General features: G+C 35.0%; 22 protein-coding genes and 1 other RNA gene. 11 read left to right on the plus strand and 12 right to left on the minus strand.

The annotated features are described in order from the left end of the window. Window positions 1-86 precede the first annotated feature (86 nt). Entirely contained in the window at window positions 87-869 is a 783-nt protein-coding gene (locus NRE15_RS00650; RefSeq protein ID WP_313793715.1) for a PHP domain-containing protein, read from the plus strand. A 53-nt stretch (window positions 870-922) separates the two neighbouring features. On the opposite strand, the gene NRE15_RS00655 is transcribed toward NRE15_RS00650, so the two are convergent. Together NRE15_RS00655 and NRE15_RS00660 are read right to left on the minus strand one after the other, a co-directional pair. Next, on the minus strand, window positions 923-2,242 hold the full coding sequence (locus NRE15_RS00655) for a GntP family permease (RefSeq protein WP_313793716.1): 1,320 nt from the start codon (window positions 2,240-2,242) through the stop codon (window positions 923-925). Window positions 2,243-2,342: 100 nt separating this feature from the next. Then, the gene (locus NRE15_RS00660) at window positions 2,343-3,116 is read right to left on the minus strand and encodes an HpcH/HpaI aldolase family protein (RefSeq protein WP_313793717.1); all 774 of its coding nucleotides are present in this window, start codon (window positions 3,114-3,116) and stop codon (window positions 2,343-2,345) included. A gap of 157 nt (window positions 3,117-3,273) precedes the next feature. Here NRE15_RS00660 and NRE15_RS00665 point away from each other — a divergent pair, with 157 nt between their 5' ends. The 4 genes from NRE15_RS00665 to pyrR all read left to right on the plus strand — a co-directional run bounded on the left by NRE15_RS00665 (window position 3,274) and on the right by pyrR (window position 6,309). Next, window positions 3,274-4,020, plus strand: coding sequence for an IclR family transcriptional regulator (locus NRE15_RS00665; protein ID WP_313793718.1), 747 nt, complete (start codon window positions 3,274-3,276; stop codon window positions 4,018-4,020). A gap of 22 nt (window positions 4,021-4,042) precedes the next feature. Continuing rightward, complete coding sequence (locus tag NRE15_RS00670) at window positions 4,043-4,219, plus strand: tautomerase family protein (protein WP_313793719.1); 177 nt, start codon at window positions 4,043-4,045, stop codon at window positions 4,217-4,219. Between the two features lie 92 nt (window positions 4,220-4,311). Next, window positions 4,312-5,496, plus strand: coding sequence for an acetate kinase (locus NRE15_RS00675; protein ID WP_313793720.1), 1,185 nt, complete (start codon window positions 4,312-4,314; stop codon window positions 5,494-5,496). 267 nt (window positions 5,497-5,763) lie between these two features. Then, window positions 5,764-6,309 carry a bifunctional pyr operon transcriptional regulator/uracil phosphoribosyltransferase PyrR gene (gene pyrR, locus NRE15_RS00680; protein ID WP_313793721.1) on the plus strand — a complete coding sequence of 182 codons (546 nt, stop codon included), beginning with the start codon at window positions 5,764-5,766 and terminating at the stop codon, window positions 6,307-6,309. Window positions 6,310-6,397: 88 nt separating this feature from the next. Here the strand turns inward: pyrR and NRE15_RS00685 are convergent, their stop codons facing one another. The 3 genes from NRE15_RS00685 to NRE15_RS00695 all read right to left on the minus strand — a co-directional run bounded on the left by NRE15_RS00685 (window position 6,398) and on the right by NRE15_RS00695 (window position 8,280). Then, window positions 6,398-6,664, minus strand: coding sequence for a hypothetical protein (locus NRE15_RS00685; RefSeq protein WP_313793722.1), 267 nt, complete (start codon window positions 6,662-6,664; stop codon window positions 6,398-6,400). Between the two features lie 61 nt (window positions 6,665-6,725). Beyond that, a non-coding RNA gene (gene ssrS / locus NRE15_RS00690) (6S RNA) lies at window positions 6,726-6,916 on the minus strand. Window positions 6,917-7,008: 92 nt separating this feature from the next. Beyond that, entirely contained in the window at window positions 7,009-8,280 is a 1,272-nt protein-coding gene (locus NRE15_RS00695; protein WP_313793723.1) for a replication-associated recombination protein A, read from the minus strand. Between the two features lie 242 nt (window positions 8,281-8,522). On the opposite strand from NRE15_RS00695, the gene NRE15_RS00700 reads away from it, so the two are divergent. The 6 genes from NRE15_RS00700 (at window position 8,523) to smpB (ending at window position 14,457) form a co-directional block, all read left to right on the plus strand. Then, the gene (locus NRE15_RS00700; RefSeq protein WP_313793724.1) at window positions 8,523-9,680 is read left to right on the plus strand and encodes a cysteine desulfurase family protein; all 1,158 of its coding nucleotides are present in this window, start codon (window positions 8,523-8,525) and stop codon (window positions 9,678-9,680) included. Further along, on the plus strand, window positions 9,670-10,008 hold the full coding sequence (locus tag NRE15_RS00705; RefSeq protein ID WP_313793725.1) for a cysteine desulfurase: 339 nt from the start codon (window positions 9,670-9,672) through the stop codon (window positions 10,006-10,008). The genes NRE15_RS00700 and NRE15_RS00705 overlap by 11 nt, the downstream gene beginning before the upstream one ends. Window positions 10,009-10,042: 34 nt before the next feature. Continuing rightward, window positions 10,043-11,167 (plus strand): tRNA 2-thiouridine(34) synthase MnmA, encoded by a 1,125-nt coding sequence (gene mnmA / locus NRE15_RS00710; protein WP_313793726.1) that lies wholly within the window; start codon window positions 10,043-10,045, stop codon window positions 11,165-11,167. A 94-nt stretch (window positions 11,168-11,261) separates the two neighbouring features. Further along, window positions 11,262-11,498: a preprotein translocase subunit SecG gene (gene secG / locus NRE15_RS00715; protein WP_313794920.1), complete on the plus strand. Its 237-nt coding sequence runs from the start codon at window positions 11,262-11,264 to the stop codon at window positions 11,496-11,498. A gap of 138 nt (window positions 11,499-11,636) precedes the next feature. Continuing rightward, a complete protein-coding gene (rnr, locus tag NRE15_RS00720; protein WP_313793727.1) occupies window positions 11,637-13,970 on the plus strand; it encodes a ribonuclease R in 2,334 nt (777 codons plus the stop codon). Between the two features lie 28 nt (window positions 13,971-13,998). After that, window positions 13,999-14,457, plus strand: a complete 459-nt coding sequence (smpB, locus tag NRE15_RS00725) for an SsrA-binding protein SmpB (protein ID WP_313793728.1) — start codon at window positions 13,999-14,001, stop codon at window positions 14,455-14,457. Window positions 14,458-14,572: 115 nt separating this feature from the next. Here the strand turns inward: smpB and NRE15_RS00730 are convergent, their stop codons facing one another. Genes NRE15_RS00730 through comGA form a run of 7 tightly spaced genes read right to left on the minus strand, consistent with a single transcriptional unit; the run spans window position 14,573 to window position 18,990 of the window. Next, window positions 14,573-15,361: a hypothetical protein gene (locus tag NRE15_RS00730; protein WP_313793729.1), complete on the minus strand. Its 789-nt coding sequence runs from the start codon at window positions 15,359-15,361 to the stop codon at window positions 14,573-14,575. A gap of 18 nt (window positions 15,362-15,379) precedes the next feature. Beyond that, window positions 15,380-15,802: a competence type IV pilus minor pilin ComGF gene (gene comGF, locus NRE15_RS00735; protein ID WP_313793730.1), complete on the minus strand. Its 423-nt coding sequence runs from the start codon at window positions 15,800-15,802 to the stop codon at window positions 15,380-15,382. Window positions 15,803-15,821: 19 nt separating this feature from the next. Next, complete coding sequence (locus NRE15_RS00740) at window positions 15,822-16,142, minus strand: type II secretion system protein (protein WP_313793731.1); 321 nt, start codon at window positions 16,140-16,142, stop codon at window positions 15,822-15,824. After that, window positions 16,129-16,560, minus strand: a complete 432-nt coding sequence (comGD, locus tag NRE15_RS00745) for a competence type IV pilus minor pilin ComGD (RefSeq protein WP_313793732.1) — start codon at window positions 16,558-16,560, stop codon at window positions 16,129-16,131. The genes NRE15_RS00740 and comGD overlap by 14 nt, the downstream gene beginning before the upstream one ends. Then, complete coding sequence (comGC, locus tag NRE15_RS00750) at window positions 16,560-16,901, minus strand: competence type IV pilus major pilin ComGC (RefSeq protein ID WP_313793733.1); 342 nt, start codon at window positions 16,899-16,901, stop codon at window positions 16,560-16,562. Before comGC ends, comGD begins: the two co-directional genes overlap by 1 nt. A gap of 9 nt (window positions 16,902-16,910) precedes the next feature. Further along, the gene (gene comGB / locus NRE15_RS00755) at window positions 16,911-17,984 is read right to left on the minus strand and encodes a competence type IV pilus assembly protein ComGB (RefSeq protein ID WP_313793734.1); all 1,074 of its coding nucleotides are present in this window, start codon (window positions 17,982-17,984) and stop codon (window positions 16,911-16,913) included. After that, window positions 17,938-18,990: a competence type IV pilus ATPase ComGA gene (comGA, locus tag NRE15_RS00760; RefSeq protein WP_313793735.1), complete on the minus strand. Its 1,053-nt coding sequence runs from the start codon at window positions 18,988-18,990 to the stop codon at window positions 17,938-17,940. The genes comGB and comGA overlap by 47 nt, the downstream gene beginning before the upstream one ends. Window positions 18,991-19,015 lie beyond the last annotated feature (25 nt).

A 19,015-nucleotide genomic window follows, 5' to 3' on the forward strand; every position in this document is an offset into this window, starting at 1 on the left:
TACATTAATTTTACATAGAAAAAATAATTATTTTACAATAGTTTGATATAATAAAATTAATTATAACGTAACGATAAGGAGTCACTATGGAATATTACGACCAACATATGCATACATTCTTTTCCCCTGATTCGACCGAAAAATTTGAAAATTATTTAAAGCAAACGGATAATTATGTGGTAACAACCGAACATTTGGATTATTATACAAACTATCCACAAAGCAGCGATGTCATACTTTATTACGCTTCCTACAGTAACCATATAGACGAATTGAATCGTTCATATAATAATCGTTTGTTAAAAGGCATCGAAGTAGGCTATACAAAAACAGATAGACAAGCCATATTAGATTATTTAAGCGATAAAAGCTTTGATATTATTTTACTCAGCATTCATCAAAATGGAAATCATGGATTTATGACTCTAAATCATGATACAAAACCGATTGCTGAACATTTAGAACAATATTTTTCTATCATGTTAGAAGGCGTTAAATTTGCGACTTTTGCTAATGTATTAGCTCACTTTGATTTTGGTTTACGAGGTTATGATCCCGTTCATGTCGAGGATTTAATACCCTTTGAATCGGTATTAAAAGAGATATTTACGGTAATGATTGAGAATAATCAAGCTTTTGAGCTAAATACACGCAGTATGTATCGTTATCATGATGTCCATTTATATGATTATGCGATTGAAGTGTATCAAAGTGTCGGTGGTAAATTGTTTACGGTTAGTTCAGATGCGCATGTGGCTGCTGATTACCGCTTAGAATTTGACGCTGCTTTTGAGCTATTAAGAAAACATGAAGTGAAGCAACTGGTGGTCTACCAAAAACAACAACCGATTATGGTTAACTTACCCTAAAAAAAGGTATGAATACTAACGTTTTTCGCGTTAATATTCATACCTTTATTTTATTAATACATAAATGATGCCATGATAAGTGCTACAACCAAGACAATCATATGGGTGACGTTAACCGTAACAAATTGATACTTAAAGTTTTGCTTTAAAGATAAATTTGCTACCTCATTAAATGTAATAGAAAGGCCTGTATGTGGCATGATCCCGAATACACTTGATGAAATGGAGATTATCCTGTGTATTAAGGTTGCATCAATACCCATTTCTAAATACATCGGTGCAAAGTTTTGCACCGCAATACCAGCCGTACCCACTCCTGATCCGGTAAAGAAACTTACCACGATGGTAGCAATGGATAGTGAAATCAATGGGCTCAGTGGCGTATCCATAATTAAATCTAAAATAACTTGGAAACCAGGGGCTGCTGTTAAAATACCACCATAAGCAATTGTGTTACCCGTTACCATGATGGTACCAAATGAACCAACAATACCATTATTGATAACGGTCTTTTGTGAGGGAATATATTTATGCATTAAGACAGCTGATAATATAACCGCGACAGCTAAAGCAATAACTACGATATAGGCTGTTGAACTAAAAGCAATTATAATAGCCAATAAAGCGACGATAGGTACAAAGCTTAAGCCCACACTTGGTAACGCTTTATCTTCAGTTGTTTGAGCGACTACATTGGAGGGAGCAAAGTCACTATATTTTTCACCGCGAGCAATACTACGATTAAGTTCAAACTTCATATATCCCAAGACAAAAATAATAGCGACAATTGATGTTACGATTCCGATAACGGGGCTTGAGGTCAATGGTGTTCCTAATGCTGTCGATGGAATGACGTTTGGCATAGCAGGTGTTCCTGGAAGCATACTCATTGTGAAAGTTGCCATACCACCAAAGGCAGGGATAGCGACTAAGTTCCAAGCAATATCAAGTTTTTCAAAAAGAGGACGTGCAATGGGAATAATTGCAAAAACAACCACAAACATACTTATACCACCATAAGTTAAAATAGCAGCAATTATATAGATAGCTACCATAACTGAATAAGGGTTATCTTTACCAACCCAATCCAATACTTTATTCGCAATTGAAATCGTTGCGCCACTAGCTTCCATATATTTGGCCAGAATTGATCCAAGTAAGAAAATCGCATAGTTTTGGACAATAAAATTACCTAAGCCGGTAACAAAAGATTCTTCTGAACCCACTAAATATTCAAAAAAGGGCATTTGATTTGTAACAATAACAATGATTGTAGCCACAATCGCCGCGAAAATTCCGTTAAAGCCTTTTGTGATAAAATACATGATTGCAACTAAACTTATCGCAATCCCTATAACACCTAATACTTCCATATAAATTCTCCTTTATTTATACACGGATATAAAAAAATATCCGTGTAAATGCTTCTTTTTAACAAAATTCATGTAGAATTTTATTATTAATGTATTGAGATTAATCCATCACACGGCTGACAATACCTTTGACGGCATTTGCTAAGTGAATCGCATCCATGCCAAAGGTAACTGATTGGTATCCTTGTGCAAAACGATGTTTAACATCTTCTTCAGAACCTGCATAAATAAAGGAGAATTTGTTGGCAGCTTTACAAGCATCTAAAATACGTTGAATCGCTTGAACAACCTCTTCATCATCAAATTGACCTGGTTTACCTAGTGCCGTTGATAAATCATAAGGGCCAACAAAAATACCATCAACGCCTTCAAGATTAGCAATGTCTTCGATAATTTCTAAACTCTCAACCGTTTCACATTGAGGAATGATGAGCGTTTCATTATTGCTGACTTCAAAGTAGTGATCTAACCCTTGTTGGGCATAATCGGTCATCCAGAAATTACTACCGCTAGTTGGTGCCACACCACGATTACCTAATGGGAAATATTTACCGTAATTCACAATTTCCTTAACTTCATCAATGGTTTTAATGTTCGGAATTACTAACCCCATTGCACCAACATCCAACATTTTCAAGACAGAATTTCTTTGACCATCTTTCACACGAACAAGAGGTGTGGTGCCGGCTAATTTTGCTGAACGTGAATATTCTTGTACTTTTTCAACATCAAAAGGACCATGTTCCGTATCGATTAAGACATAATCTAAACCAGCATAAGCTAAAACTTCTACAGCTGTAGCGCTACCAATCTCATGGAATGTTCCTAAAACATTTTGACCATTTAACATTTTTTCTTTCAATAAATTTTTCATATGATTTCCTCATAATTTTTAACCGTGCGACAATACCGTACGACATCCGACAATAGCTTACGAGATTATATTAAATCTTATTTTTCATCTGTCAACGGTTTCAGGCAAAAAGTTTTAAAAATATGCTATAATATTTTTGTGTAAGAGGAGGTAAGGTATGGCGAGGTATATCAAGTCAATCGAAAAAGCGGGTATGGTACTTGAAGCTTTTTTTCAAGATCATGAATTAGGCATTTCAGAAATCGTTGAAATTACACAACTCAATAAAAGTACCGTTTTTGATATTGTGACAACATTAACGCATATGGAGTATTTAAATCAAAATCCCGTCACTAAACGCTATTATTTAGGGATTAAGTTATTTGAGTTAGGGAATCTTTATATTAAACGGAATCCACTTAAAAACCGAAGTGAACCCTATGCCAATCAATTAGCAAAAAAATATAATGCGACTATCCATTTAGCGACCTTTGATAAAGGTGAAGTTGTGTATATAGAAAAATATATGCATCCAGACGCCTTTGTAAACTATTCGCAAGCAGGTAAACGGGCACCTTTAACTTGTACGGGTGTAGGCAAGGCGATGTTGGCTCAGTTATCCGATGAATATAAAAATGAGTTTGTTTATAGTAAGCCCTTAGCGCAATTAACAAATAAATCAATTACAGATAAAGAAGTCCTTGAAAATGATCTAGCCTTAACCCGTCAAAGAGGTTATGCTATTGATGATGAGGAAATTGAACTGGGGTTAAAATGTGTTGCAGCACCTATTTTTAATGAAAATGGTGAAATAATCGCGGCTATGAGTGTCTCAAAGTTAGCTCCATCCATGACTGAAGACACAATTCCTGTAATAGCAGAACAACTCATTAAAGCAACAAAAGCTATCTCATATGTTAGTTAAAAAAATTAAAGGAGAGATTGACATGCCGTTTGTTCGTATACAACTTAAAGAAGGGCGTACGCCAAGACAAAAAGAAGCATTAGCCAAAGGAATTATAGTGTTAATGGAAGAACAAAAATTTGCTGATAGCAAAGCTATTAAAGTTATTTTTGAAGATATGGCTCCAGAAGATTTTTATGATGGTCAAACGATGGAGTAAAAATAATTTTCAGTGTTTTAAAAACTTAGCTGATAATGAACTAAGATTCATGTTATAATCGGTTTATAAACAAATTTTAAGGAGAATGTTTAATGTCAAAAACAATGGCAATCAATGCGGGTAGTTCTAGTTTAAAATTTCAAATTATTGAAATGCCTGAAGAAATCGTTTTAGCTAAAGGATTAGTTGAGAGAATTGGTCTGAATGATTCTAAATTTAGTTTAGAATTTGGGGATACAGAAATTGAGTTTACACAAGATATTCCTGATCATGATGTGGCTGTAACCATTCTATTTGATCAATTAGCTGAACATAAAGTCGTTGATTCGTTAGAGGAAATTACTGGTGTTGGCCATCGTGTCGTAGCAGGCGGAGAATTATTTAAAGAATCTGCAGTTGTTACTGATGAAGTCATCCAACAAGTTGCTGATTTAGGAGAATTTGCCCCTTTACATAATCCTGCGGAAGCTGTCGTAATGCGTGCTTTTAAAGAACGCTTACCCCATGCATCAATGGCTGCGATTTTTGATACATCATTCCATACAACAATGCCAGCTGTTAATTACATTTATAGTTTACCTTATGAATATTATGAAGATTTCCAAGCAAGAAAATACGGTGCGCATGGAACAAGTCATGCTTATGTTAGCCGTCGCGCAGCTGAAATGTTAGGAAAACCCTATGAAGAATTAAAAATTATTACTTGCCATTTAGGAAATGGCGCCTCAATCACGGCTGTTCAAAATGGGAAATCCGTTGATACATCTATGGGCTTCACACCATTAGCTGGTGTAACCATGGGAACACGTACAGGTGATATTGATGCCTCATTATTACCATTCTTAATGGATAAATTAGGAATCACTGATGTGAATGAAATGGTTAATATTTTAAATAAAAAATCAGGCCTTTTAGGTATTTCAGGCGTTTCTAGTGACATGCGTGATGTTGAAAATGCTGCTGGTGAAGGGAATGAAAGAGCCCAATTAGCGTTAGATATTTTTGTTAATCGTGTTCAAAAATATATTGGTCAATATGTAGCCGTTATGAACGGTGTTGATGCGATTGTCTTTACAGCAGGTATTGGTGAAAATTCTGCTACTACACGTGCGGCGATCATTAATGGTGTCACCACCTTTGGTTGTGATATCGATCCTGAACGTAATAATACACGTAAAGAAGCCATTGTTTCATCGGATGCAGCTAAAGTTGCTGTCATTAATATCCCTACCGATGAAGAAATGGAAATTGCACGTGAAGTTGAACGCTTAAAATAATTAATGATAGAGGAACCCTCAATAGCTAAGACATTAACTCTCATATAGCTATGGCTTTGAGATTCAGCTAGCCCATGATAACGACTAAGACTGCAAGGTTTAAGTTGTTGTCATGGACTAGCTTTTTTATCGTCTTCAATAAATGTTTAGTTTTCTTATTAATTTATTGTTAAGTGGTATTTATTTTGATTGACTTAAGGTTGATAAGTGAGCTAAGGTAATATAACAGAGAGATAATTATTAATTAAGTGAAGGTGAGCGAGCAAGATGAATGAACGTGAATTACTTGATGAAAAAGCTATCGACCGGACCATAAAACGAATGGCACATGAAATAATTGAACGCAATAAAACGATTGAAAATCTGGTTCTGGTTGGAATTAAAACACGAGGAGAATTTTTAGCGAATCGATTAGGTAAAAAAATAAGTGAAATTGAAGATAATGAAGTGATTATTGAAGCGCTAGATATTACTTTATATCGGGATGACTTGTCATACTTAAGTCAAACCGGTGATCCTCAAGTTGTAAAACCAATGTTTAAGCATAATTTGGAAGGGAAAACCGTAGTTATTGTCGACGATGTACTCTATACAGGTAGAACGGTTAGAGCTGCTTTAGATGCTATTTTAGAAACTGGGAGACCTTCCTATATTCAATTAGCTATTCTAGTCGATAGAGGTCACCGTGAATTACCTATTCGGGCTGATTTTGTCGGTAAAAATGTCCCTACATCAAAAAATGAACAAATAAAAGTGCGTTTATCCGAGGTTGATAATAAAGATCAAGTTGTCATTGTTAACATGGCTAACTAAGGTTGAAAAGGGATGAGCGAAAAAGTTTTAGTGAACTTTTTCGCTCATCCCTTTAATGGTTTGTATAGAGTTAAACGGTTCAAAGCGTTTATTTCATTAATTTATAAAAAGTAAATAACATGATTGATGTTAGGATGAGGGATAAAATAATCCAGATGATGACCCAAGTATCTAGTTGGTTAAGGACTAAAACAAAGCCTAAAATTGACATTAAAAAATAAGTTAAACTAAAAACTTTAATTAATTTTGAATCATCAAGGGTCATTAGTTTTACTAAACTATCGCGATACATAAAAAGATATAAAGCAATAATAATCATCATTGATGGAAAGGCATAAAATAATATTTCTAACATAGGTCACTCCTTATTGATTAAATAATCTCACTAAAAAAGACTGGCTCGCGCCAGTCCCTACAAGGCATCCGGTGATGCCGTCTCCATGCTTACATGTTTTGAACCCGCATTTATATGCAGGTGGGCTCCACAAACACAATCCCTGACTTCCAAGTGATAAGGCATGTCATCATTATAATTTGACAGGATCCCAAGGTAAAAAATAATTGATCGGTCCACACAATGTAAACACAACGCACATCTCAGACACCTTGTATCTATAATAGATTATATCATTTATTGTGAAATTAGCAAGTCAATTGATTATCAAGTTAAATATTTCAAACGAACAACTGTGAAAGTAATCATTCTTTCTGCGCTTTTAGCTGTTGATAATAATTGGCTAAAGCTTCTTCATATTTGCCTGTTGGTTCAGCTTTAAAATATTGTTTATGCTTAAGTTTATCAGGTAAGTATTGTTGTTTAACCCAATGATTTGGGAAATCGTGCGGATAGAGGTATTCGACGCCACGACCCAATTTATCAGCACCACTATAATGAGCATCTCTTAGATGATCAGGGACTTGCCCCACATTGCCTTTTTGAATATCAGCCGTTGCTTCGTTAATAGCTCGAACCGATGTATTCGATTTTGGACTGAGCGCTAATTCAGTAACAGCATAGGCTAAGGGAATTTTGGCTTCTGGTAAACCTAGTTTTTCTGCAGCAATAACGGCTGCAACGGTCCGTTCGGTGGCGCCAGGGTTTCCTAAGCCGATATCTTCATAGGCAATGACCAGCAAACGACGACAAGCAATAATTAATTCACCTGCTTCCATTAAGATGGCCAAATAATGGAGGGCTGCATCCACATCACTACCACGAATGGATTTTTGAAAGGCCGAAATCACATCATAATGCGCATCACCGTCTTTATCATGGGTTAACTGCTTTCTTTGCAGACACTCTTCGGCAATTTCTTGCGTAATGACGATTTTTCCTGCTCCATTTTCTGTTGTCGATAAAACAGCTAACTCTAAGGCGTTTAGAGCAGTTCGAATATCACCATTAGTTACTTGCGCAAAATGTTTTAAGACACTATCGGTGATTTCAATGTCTTTTTGACCCAGACCACGCTTAGGATCGTCAATGGCTCTTTGAAGTCCCACCATAATATCTTCTACATCTAAAGGTTTCACTTCAAAAATTTGTAAGCGACTGCGAATCGCTGGACTAATGGCAATATAAGGATTTTCAGTTGTCGCTCCGATTAAAATAATGCGACCACTTTCTAAATGTGGTAACAAATAATCCTGTTTAACTTTATTTAAGCGATGGATTTCATCTAAAAGTAAAATAACTGTTCCAGACATTTTTCCTTCTTCAACGACAATTTCGATATCTTTTTTATTATCGGTAGCTGCGTTAAGTATTCTAAAAGCATAATTAGTACTACCAGCAATGGCGCTGGCGATACTTGTTTTACCTGTCCCTGGGGGTCCATATAAAATCATTGATGACAAGCGATTAGCCGTAACCATGCGATGAATTATTTTCCCTGGACCAACTAAATGCTTTTGACCTAAAACCTCGTCAAGGTTTTTAGGTCGCATCCTATAAGCGAGAGGTTGTTGCATTCTTATTCACTCCTCTTGAACAATCAGTAAACTTATTATATCACAGAACATTTGTTCGTGTAAAAACTAATAAATATCTCTTTTGAAAAATAGTCTAAAAAAGCAATTTTTCTTCACTTATAGTGTGATTAATAAACAAACTATGGCATAATTATGCTTGCGGACGAATTTTGCTATTTATTTTCAATCAAATGAATGTTATAATGAATAAGTTATGTATCTAAAGAAAAGGAGGAAAACATATGGTATACTTGGATTATGCTGCTACAACACCTTTAAGACCTGAAGTGCTTGAGACGATTAAAAATGCTTTAGAACTCGATTTTGGTAATCCATCAAGTATTTATCAGATTGGTAAAAAGACTAAAAGGAAGATTTCATCAGCTAGAGAATCAATCGCAAAGCTTCTTGGTATTATACCTAATAATCTGTATTTTACAAGTGGTGCAACTGAAGCTAATAATTGGGCTATTATCCATCAAGCTCAAACAGCCAGAAAGCTTGGAAAGGGTAATCATATTGTTGCCTCAGCGATTGAACATCCTTCAGTGCGTGAAACCTTAGTATTTTTGGAACAAGAAGGATTTGAAATTACATGGATTTATCCTGATGAAAACAAACATATAACACTCCAAGCCTTTGAGGCAGCTAGTACTTCTAAGACAACGGGATGGGTGGCAATGGCTATTAATAATGAAGTCGGGGCTATTTTACCAACGGTTGATTTAGGTAAAAGCGCCAAACAATTAGGCTATTGGTTTCATGTTGATGGTGTGCAAGCCATTGGACATCAGCTTAAAACGCTTATTCCTTATGTGACTTCTTTATCAGTTTCAGCCCATAAATTCTATGGTCCTAAAGGGATTGGCTTTTTAGTTTATCAACCATGGGAAACGGCCATGTTACTCAAACCCTTTATTCATGGTGGGAGTCAAGAGTCTAGTAAACGAGCTGGGACTGAAAATACCCCTTATATTCTTGGAATGGCTAAAGCTCTTGAGCTTAGTTTAGACGAAGCCGCTGAGACGCAGGCAAATTTATTTGAAATAAATCAGTACTTGATTGAACAATTAGACAATTCAGCTATTACGTTTGCTATAAATGGCGATAATGATAGTCGTGCTAATCATATTATTAATCTTTGGTTACCAGGATTTTCTTCAAGTCAACTTTTGATTCAAATGGATTTAGCTGAGATATTTGTTTCGGCAGGTAGTGCTTGTTCGGCAGGTAGCTTAGAAGATAGTTTGATTTTAAAAGCTTACTATCCTGATGATTCGCAACGTTGGCAAGAAAGCATTCGCTTATCCTTTGGCAATCAAACAACAAAGGAAGATATCGATAAATTTATTGTACAGTTAAATTTAATTAAGGAAAGGAATCATTCATATGGCATTTAGTAAAACAGCTTCATTAAAAGGTTTTAATCGTACATTTAGCATTTCCCCAGAATGTCGACCATACACCTTAAGAGACAATGGTTTTGAAGAAACAAAAGGGGGTAATTTTCAGTATAAACGTCCGTTAGATGTCGACCATCGTAATGGTCTGGTCTTAAAAGTAACCGTAAATAGTGATTTAAGTATGTTGAAAATTTCAACCGTTAATACTAAAGGTTTAGCATCGGTAGATGTTATGAGTTTAGCAAATAATGATATGGTTGTGGAAAAAATTAATTTTATTTTTGATGGTTTTATCGATCGGGATGTTTTAGTCGAAGTAAAATAATTAATTAAAATTAAACATAAGAAAGGAGAATATGATGACTGATAATAGTAAAACACGTGTAATTGTAGGAATGAGTGGTGGGGTTGATTCATCGGTAGCCGCTTTGCTTTTGAAACAACAAGGATATGATGTTATTGGCTTATTTATGAAAAACTGGGATGATACCGATGAACGAGGCATTTGTACGGCAACGGAAGATTATGAAGATGTTGCAAAAGTAGCTGATCAAATCGGTATTCCATACTATTCTGTGAATTTTGAAAAAGAATATTGGGATCGGGTTTTTGAGTATTTCTTAGAAGAATATCGTAATGGTCGCACACCCAATCCCGATGTCATGTGTAATAAAGAAATCAAATTCAAAGCCTTTCTAGATTATGCCATGGGACTTGGTGCAGACTATGTTGCTATGGGACATTATGCACGGACGGTTAAAGATTTTGATGGGACGGTTCATTTATTACGTGGAGTTGACGATAATAAAGATCAAACGTATTTTTTAAGTCAATTATCTCAAGCGCAACTTCAAAAAGCGATGTTTCCTTTAGGACATTTAAACAAAAAAGAAGTTCGCCAAATTGCTGCTGATTATAATCTAACAACTGCAAGCAAAAAAGATTCGACCGGGGTATGTTTTATTGGAGAACGAAACTTTAATGAATTTCTGTCAAACTACTTACCTAATCGAAGTGGCAAAATGATGACGCTTGATGGTGAAGTCAAAGGGGAGCATGCTGGGTTAATGTATTATACGATTGGTCAACGTCATGGCTTAGGTATTGGTGGTGGAGGAGATAATAACGAACCATGGTTTGTTATTGGTAAAGATCTAGCTACCCAAACGTTATATGTTGGACAAGGTTATCATCATCCTGATTTATATTCTGATTCATTAGATGCATCAAATATCCAATTTACGCATAATAAGCATTTAGAAAATCGTTTTGAATGTACCGCTAAATTCCGTTATCGCCAAGAAGATGTTAAAGTGAAAGTAGAACTTGATGAAACAGGGACAAAAGCAACCGTTTATTTTGCTGAAGCTGTTAGAGCCATAACACCTGGTCAAGCAGTGGTATTTTATGATGGTGAAGAATGCTTAGGCGGCGGTATTATTGACGCGGCATATGTTGCTGGTAAAGTTAGACAATACGTCTAATAAATAATTTGATATTTATTAGAGACGACCTCGCATTTTGTGCGTATTTATGATAATATTATTTACGGACGATTTATCATAGGAGGACATGAACTTGTATAACGCATTAGTAGTAGCTTTAATTATTGTATCTATCTTACTTATTATCTTAGTTATTATGCAACCATCAAAAAGTAATGCTGCAAGTAGTTTGACCGGTGGAAACGCTGATGAACCACAAGCTAAAATAAAAGCCAGAGGGTTTGAAGCCTTTCTATTACGAGCGACAACTGTTATGGGCATTTTGTTTTTTGTACTTGCATTGGCAATTACCTATCTGTCAGCTCACTAATAATAAGTCTCTGATTGTCGGATCAGAGGCTTTTTTTTATCCTTATATCAATTGTTTTCAATTCTATTTCAGTGAATATAATGCTATAGTGAGGGTAGAGTATTCACATACTAACAAAAGTACGGAAGGTGGGCAATAATGAGCCTAACAAGTTTAGAGAAGAAAGTACTTACTTTTTTAAAAGAAAACAAAGGTAAATCTTTTAAAACAGATGAAATAGCCCAACATTTTAATTATAAAGGTACGAAAAACTATAAAAAACTAATTAAAGCTTTGGCTTTTTTAGAGCGAGTACATGAAATAGAAGTCGATGAAACAGGACGTTTTCAATCCATTAGTGAGGATAAAATTATTGTAGGCACTTATCGGGCCAATGATCGTGGCTTTGGCTTTATTGAATATGATGAAAACAAACCTGACTTGTTTGTTCCACCAAAGCAATCTGGGGCAGCTATGAACGGCGATAAAGTTGAAGTGTTGGTTACTAAATCTATTGATCCAGCGACGGGTAAAGGGTCAGAAGCGGAAGTCATTAATGTGATAGAACGTTCGGCTACTAGCTTGGTGGGGGTATTTACTGCTTTTGATCAAAATTTGCGTCAAGAAACAGGTTTTTTAGGTAGCCTAAAACCACAAGGCGATTATAGTGATTTAGTTACTGTTTTTATTAAACCTGACGGGATACATCCAGCAGATCAAACAATCTGTTTAATTGAAATAACCGCTTATCCCCAAGTGGAAGAACCGAACCACTTAGAGGGGGTTGTTACAAAGGAAATTGGACATAAAGATGCACCTGGCGTTGATATTTTAGCCATCCTATATCAATTTGGCATTCCATCAGAATTTCCACAAGCTGTTATTGATGAAGCGGATGCCATCCCGCAAGTGATTGATCAAGAGCAAGCTAGCCATCGGCGTGATTTACGCGATGAATTAGTTATTACCATTGATGGGGCAGATGCGAAAGATTTAGATGATGCGATATCACTCAAACTACTAACTAATGGAAATTATCAATTGGGAGTCCATATTGCAGATGTTTCACAATATGTGAAGGAGCAAAGTCCGATTGACCAAGAAGCTTATGAAAGAGGAACTTCGGTCTATTTGACTGACCGTGTTGTACCTATGTTGCCACAGCGATTATCCAATGGTATTTGTTCATTACATGCACATGAAGATAGACTAACGGTTTCGTGTGTGATGGAAGTAAATAACGCTGGCAAAGTTGTTGATTATGACATTTTTCTCAGTGTTATTAATTCGTCATACCGTATGACATACGATAATGTTAATTTAATCCTTGATGGGGATGAACCCTTACGTCAAGAATATGCTGAGATTGTTCCTATGTTAGAAGACATGTATCAATTACATCTTATTTTAGAAGAAATGCGTCACCAGCGCGGTGCTTTAGATTTTGATGCGCCTGAAGCTAAAATAATTGTCGATGAAAATGGACATCCGATTGATATTGAATTACGTGAAAGATGGCAAGGAGAGCGCTTGATTGAATCGTTTATGCTTTGTGCCAATGAAACAATCGCTCACCATTATACCCAAAGAGAAATACCCTTTATTTATCGAATTCATGAGCAACCGGATGAAGATCGGATGCAACGCTTTGCTGAGTTTTTAACTTCTTTTGGGGTCATTTTACGTGGGAACGTTGAGGCGATACAACCCAAACAACTTCAAGAAGCGCTTGAAGAAGTAAAAGATCATCCCTATTATCAAGCCGTGTCTACGATGATGCTACGGAGTATGAAACAAGCAAAGTATAGTGATGAACCGATTGGGCATTATGGTTTAGCCGCAGCAGACTATACTCATTTTACATCACCCATTCGTCGATATCCCGATTTAATCGTGCATCGAATCATCCATTTGGATTTAGCCCATCAACTATCCAATAAAGAAAAAAGTCGTTGGCAAGATATCTTGCCTGAAATAGCTGACCATTCTTCTAAAATGGAACGCCGTTCGGTAGATGCTGAGCGTGAAACGGATGCTCTTAAGAAAGCTGAATATATGGTTGACAAGGTTGGACAACAGTTTGATGGTATTATATCATCTGTAACGTCATTTGGTATTTTTGTTCAATTACCGAATACCGTTGAAGGCTTAATCACCTTACGGAAGTTAACCGATGATTTTTATACGTTTAACCAAGAACATATGTTACTTATTGGCGAAAGAACGAATAAGATTTATCGTATCGGTCAGTCAGTGGTCATTGAAGTGGATCGTGTCAATGTAGCTGAAAAAGAAATTGATTTTAATCTCATTAAAGCCGAGCCGATTGAAGATATTGATTTGACTCAATTAAATCGTCAAAAACAATTAGCTAAAAATAAGCAAAAAAAAGATCAAAATAAGAATAAAATGCGAAGACATGCCAAAACAAGTATGAAACAATCATCGTCTTCCGGAAAAAGGAATAAAAAACAACCTAGAAAAAGAAAATAACTTCAGGTTGTTGTAGGTGAGTAGAATTATGAATAATACAAAGGATAAGCCATTAGCGCAGAATCGAAAAGCACGCTATGATTATGAGATTGTAGAGACATTTGAAGCCGGATTAGTCCTCAAAGGGACAGAAATTAAATCAGTCCGTAAAGGAAAAATAAACCTTCAAGACGGTTACATTTCAATCTATGGTGGTGAAGCTTGGTTAAAAAATGTGCATATCAGCCCTTATGAGCAAGGCAATATATTTAATCATGATCCCTTACGGGATCGCAAACTACTATTACATAAGCGTGAAATAACCAAATTAATTAACGAAACCAAACAATCAGGGATGACTATTGTACCCTTAAAAGTTTATCTCGTTCGCGGACGTGCAAAGGTCTTAATTGGGTTAGCTAAAGGTAAAACGAAATATGATAAAAGAAATAGCTTAAAAGAACAGCAAGCAAAAAGAGATATTGATCGAACGTTAAAAAATCGTTAAAACAAAGCTCGTAAGACAGCCTTAAAGAGTGTCTTACGAGCTTTTTATGTTCAAGTTAATCTATTGGGTCAAGGGTAGGTAGGTGGTATTGACAGAAAAAATATTGAGTTAAGAATTAATCGTTTTCTTTTTCAAACAATTGCCCCGTATACCGAATCAAATTTTTACCTTTAATAATGGGTTGGGAAAATTTTGTTTGAAATAATTGGTTTAATGTTGATACTTGATAGATTATTTGTTGATTTGATGTCTGAAAGGAAATGTCCATCCAATCACTTTGATAGACGGACGACTCAGGAATCCATTGTGTCCATTCGAATTGTCGGTTCCGATTACGTTGTAAGACCGGTCTAAACCCTTGATCTAAAAGATCGTTTTCAATCAATGCGTATGCCTCAAGCCAATCAGATTTATTGAGATTAAGTTCTTCATCTGATAAATATTGATAAGTGGCATCATCATTTAATTGTCCAAAACAATATAAATCGGATATAATGGGACAATATTCAAGTCCAACTGAATCTAAAAATAATTCAGTATAGAAAAGCCAATAACGTTCGTATGGTTCATTGGTTTCGATTTGTTTAATTCCAAATTGTGCGTTCAAAGGCCATTCATTAATTATTGAATAACTTTGAAGCATTTCTTGATGGATTAAATCAATCTGAGTCATAGTAGTTTCTGAGATTATAGTACGATTGACATCATCGTCAACTTTTAAATAATCGTCTAACATTAAATAATGAATTTGAGCGAGGTAATAATTTTGAAAGGAAATATTTTGTGCGCTTTGTAAATGATTTATTCTTAATATGCCCCAATAGATTAGTTGACTGATAACCATAAACACTAGAACGATAGGCATTGTATAGGCTAGCTTAGCTTTTTGTTTGCTTTTTTTCACGATGTCACTCCTCTTTAGCTAAGGTGAATTTAACCTAACTACTAGATGCGCTTCGAATATTTGATTATTTTTAAATTGAAGACGAATCAGTAGTAGATTCTCGTCTAGTGAAAGATTCCAGTCGTTAACTTGATATAAGTAAGGTTGATGTCCAGGTGTTTTGTAAATTTTATTATTTTGCAAAATAATTTGGTATGCTTGCATATTGGTAGAATCTAACATAAAAATTTTATTATACTGGACATCTTCAACGATGAATTGTTCTAATTCTTTTTCGAGTGTAATAAGAAACAAGTGCCATTCTGTTGACTGATCATTACGTATGGTGTGATTAAGGTTAGCGTAATTACCAAAACTTGTGTATAAACCACTGATAATAAGACTAAATATAAAAAGGGATAGTAACATCTCCATTAAACTAAAGGCTCGTTTATGTGTCACCCTTTTTTGGCTAATAATCTTAATTAACACCTTTTTGAAATAATTCAACAAAGTACTCACTTCCATCATCAAATAGAATTTGACATTTATTAGGTTGGCAGTCGAAATATGTTATTGGAAAATTAGATAGATCGTTTGGATAATGGGCAAGGCTTGTTTTTAATTCAATTTGAACCATTTCATAAAAAATACGTAATTTAGTTGTTTCCATATGTTGCTTTTGGATTCGATGGGCTTCTTGATAGTAAGCTGGCACATAAAACATTAAAATAAAACTAAATAAGCTTATCGCAACGAGACTTTCTACTAAAGTAAATGCACGTTTATTAGCGTAATTCAAAACGACCACTTCCTAACTGGAATACTAAAGAGATACTTATATTTTGGCTAGTATGGTAAAACGTTAGGGTATCAAAACGATTGGTTCTTCCATTTGCCAAATAGAAAAAAGTATACGTTGTTCTAATTTGCCAATTATCCGGTAGATATAAATAAGTTAGTAAAACAGTTGATTCAAGGGATTCAATAATCAATACTTGATGAGTTTGATTGAAACTAACACGTATCGTTTGATTGCGGGTAATGGCTTGTGTCTGTGCATCATTTAAGTGTTGGACTAATTGATCAAAAAAAATACGATTTTCAATGGATTCCATCAGATGGTTATTAGGAAACCAAGCAAGTAAAATTAACATAAAGCTTATCAAAGTGAGTACTAATAAGGTTTCAATTAATGTGAAAGCCTTTTTTAATTGCATTATGGTTCAATTAATAATGGTAAGGTTAAAGTCTCACTTTCTGTAAGTCCTAATAAGTTTTGAGCTTCATTGGATTGTTTGACCGTGATATAACCGCCGCTACTTAACTTCGCAAGTGTCACGTCACTATCAGCCTCAACTAATTCAAAGGTATTCATCTGCATTTCGATAATCTCAGCAATATTGGTTTTTGCTTGTTCTTGAATACGATCACGTTGGCCAGCCACATTGGGGATAATAATCGCCATCAGCAAGGCAACGATAACCAAGACAACTAACATTTCTACTAAAGTAAAAGCACGTTTGTTATTTTTAATTTTACGTATTAAATATTTTTTCATTTTATCCTCCTAAATTCCTTCCATCGTTAACATTGGCAGCATCATCATTAAGTAAAGAGCCATAATTAAGACGGCAATAATGATGAACAAAACAGGTTGCAACAAATTAAGTTTTTTTGTTAAATCATCCATTAATTCAGTAAAAATATTACTGCTATAGATGAGACATTTTTTACCAACTTGACTAATTAATTCGCCTTGGTAAATGACTAAAGGAAGTTCGTCTGTGAAAATACCTAAATCACTAACAATTTGTGTTAGTGGAATGCCATTTATAAAATCTTCATTCATATAGATTGCTAATTCGGTCATAAACGGATCAATTGGATAACTCACTAAAAGTTCAATCACTTGTTGAATGGAATATCCACCACTAAAAAAATGTCCTAATTCTTTAGTTAAACGATAAGAGCAATATTGTTTGATCCAACTTTTCAAAAAGGGGAGCTTTATTAATATCTTATACCGCTTAATATAGGGTAGACGCATTAAATAAAAGTCAAAAAATAGATAAGCAATTAAACAAAAAGCAAATATTAAACCCACAAGTTGAGGTAGATAGTTAAAGAAATTGATCAAAATTCTAATTAATATATTTCTATCAAAGACATCTTGACTAATAAAGGTTGCGATTTGAGGTAATAGAAATGTCCGCATGCCAAACAAAAGCAAAATCAAGAAGATACTCATTAAAATGGGGTAAGTAACTATTTTAAGCACTTGCTTACGGTAACGATCAACCGTTTCGATTTGTTTTGCATTATCCATTAATGATTCTATGAAACGCCCTTGTTTCTGAGCATAAAACAATTGCGCCACTGTATTTAGTGAAAACCCCATTTCTTGAATACTCTTTTCAAAAGGCAATCCTTGGGCTAATTTTTCTTCGGCAGCTTCAATTAAAGCGACATTTTTTAACATTAATAATTTTAAAAATTGTAAACTTTGATTAATTGAAAAACCTTGTTCTAATAATTCTGAAATGGTTTGTAAAAAATAGGCTTTCTGTTTATCCTTTAAAGTAGAAGGTGTTCGTTTAAACCAATTCAAATTGTTGGTACGCTTTTTCGGTGATGTAGCCATATGCCCATGCCTTTCTTAATTTTCGATTGAGTGATAAAGTAGGTAATGCTTGTTCTGTTTTTTGATATAACGTTCGATGTAATTCATCAGCTGTCAGTATTTCCAAAATGGCAGATCGCTTTTGATGGGTGGGTAAATGCGTGCAATATCGATGACATTTATCGTGACACAAACAACATAATCTAGGAACTAGACGCTGTGAAATGATACCAATAAGTGTTTGTCTTAATTGTTCATCACTAATTCCAAGTTCTTGCAAGCGTGCAATTACCCCTAGGGCGTTTTTAGCGTGAATCGTAGCAATCATTAAATGACCTGTAAGAGCACCACGAATGACCATCTTAGCCGTTGTTTCATCACGTATTTCACCAATTAATAAAATATCTGGATGATGACGCAGACTCGCACGGATTAAGGTATCGTAACTAATCCCAGCTTTTTCATTAACTTGTGTTTGTAGAAAAGATTGCTCATAAATTTCAACTGGATCCTCCATGGTCATAACCTGTAAAGGTTCTTGAGCAATTCGTTCACGTAAGAGCTGATAAATGGTCGTTGTTTTCCCTGAACCAACGGGTCCAGAAAAAAGAATTAAGCCACTTTTACGCAAAAATAACTGCCGCAAGATAACTAAATCGTTAGGAAAATAGGTTTGAATCGTTTGATTTTGTGTAGGTTGTTGTGCAAAAACTCTAATAACGAGCGATTCTAATAAATTTACATTGGTTATGGTAGACATTCTTAATTCCACCAGTTGTTCTAAAATAGGGAGTTGGGCTGCGCCAGATTGAGGCTTACGCTTTTCTCCCACATCCATATCGGCTAAAAATTTAAAATAACTAATAAATCGTTTACCCAAATCAATTGATAAATGTTGATAAAAAACTAATTGACTATTCACTCTAAAATAGACATGATAGAGTTGTGATTGAGGCAAAATATGAATATCAGAGACACCCGACGAGACAGCGGCTTTTATAATGGCTTGAGCTAATGTTTCAATCATAAAAAAACTCCTTTAATCAACCTGT

The organism is Fundicoccus culcitae (genome assembly GCF_024661895.1).
In the GTDB taxonomy this organism is placed as follows: domain Bacteria; phylum Bacillota; class Bacilli; order Lactobacillales; family Aerococcaceae; genus Fundicoccus_A; species Fundicoccus_A culcitae.

Bases quoted from the DNA above. Each gene is read 5' to 3' on its own strand.
- NRE15_RS00650 (WP_313793715.1), top strand. From the start codon at position 87: ATGGAATATTACGACCAACATATGCATACATTCTTTTCCCCTGATTCG.
- NRE15_RS00655 (WP_313793716.1), bottom strand. From the start codon at position 2,242: ATGGAAGTATTAGGTGTTATAGGGATTGCGATAAGTTTAGTTGCAATC.
- NRE15_RS00660 (WP_313793717.1), bottom strand. From the start codon at position 3,116: ATGAAAAATTTATTGAAAGAAAAAATGTTAAATGGTCAAAATGTTTTA.
- NRE15_RS00665 (WP_313793718.1), top strand. From the start codon at position 3,274: ATGGCGAGGTATATCAAGTCAATCGAAAAAGCGGGTATGGTACTTGAA.
- NRE15_RS00670 (WP_313793719.1), top strand. From the start codon at position 4,043: ATGCCGTTTGTTCGTATACAACTTAAAGAAGGGCGTACGCCAAGACAA.
- NRE15_RS00675 (WP_313793720.1), top strand. From the start codon at position 4,312: ATGTCAAAAACAATGGCAATCAATGCGGGTAGTTCTAGTTTAAAATTT.
- pyrR (WP_313793721.1), top strand. From the start codon at position 5,764: ATGAATGAACGTGAATTACTTGATGAAAAAGCTATCGACCGGACCATA.
- NRE15_RS00685 (WP_313793722.1), bottom strand. From the start codon at position 6,664: ATGTTAGAAATATTATTTTATGCCTTTCCATCAATGATGATTATTATT.
- NRE15_RS00695 (WP_313793723.1), bottom strand. From the start codon at position 8,280: ATGCAACAACCTCTCGCTTATAGGATGCGACCTAAAAACCTTGACGAG.
- NRE15_RS00700 (WP_313793724.1), top strand. From the start codon at position 8,523: ATGGTATACTTGGATTATGCTGCTACAACACCTTTAAGACCTGAAGTG.
- NRE15_RS00705 (WP_313793725.1), top strand. From the start codon at position 9,670: ATGGCATTTAGTAAAACAGCTTCATTAAAAGGTTTTAATCGTACATTT.
- mnmA (WP_313793726.1), top strand. From the start codon at position 10,043: ATGACTGATAATAGTAAAACACGTGTAATTGTAGGAATGAGTGGTGGG.
- rnr (WP_313793727.1), top strand. From the start codon at position 11,637: ATGAGCCTAACAAGTTTAGAGAAGAAAGTACTTACTTTTTTAAAAGAA.
- smpB (WP_313793728.1), top strand. From the start codon at position 13,999: ATGAATAATACAAAGGATAAGCCATTAGCGCAGAATCGAAAAGCACGC.
- comGD (WP_313793732.1), bottom strand. From the start codon at position 16,560: ATGCAATTAAAAAAGGCTTTCACATTAATTGAAACCTTATTAGTACTC.
- comGC (WP_313793733.1), bottom strand. From the start codon at position 16,901: ATGAAAAAATATTTAATACGTAAAATTAAAAATAACAAACGTGCTTTT.
- comGB (WP_313793734.1), bottom strand. From the start codon at position 17,984: ATGGCTACATCACCGAAAAAGCGTACCAACAATTTGAATTGGTTTAAA.
- comGA (WP_313793735.1), bottom strand. From the start codon at position 18,990: ATGATTGAAACATTAGCTCAAGCCATTATAAAAGCCGCTGTCTCGTCG.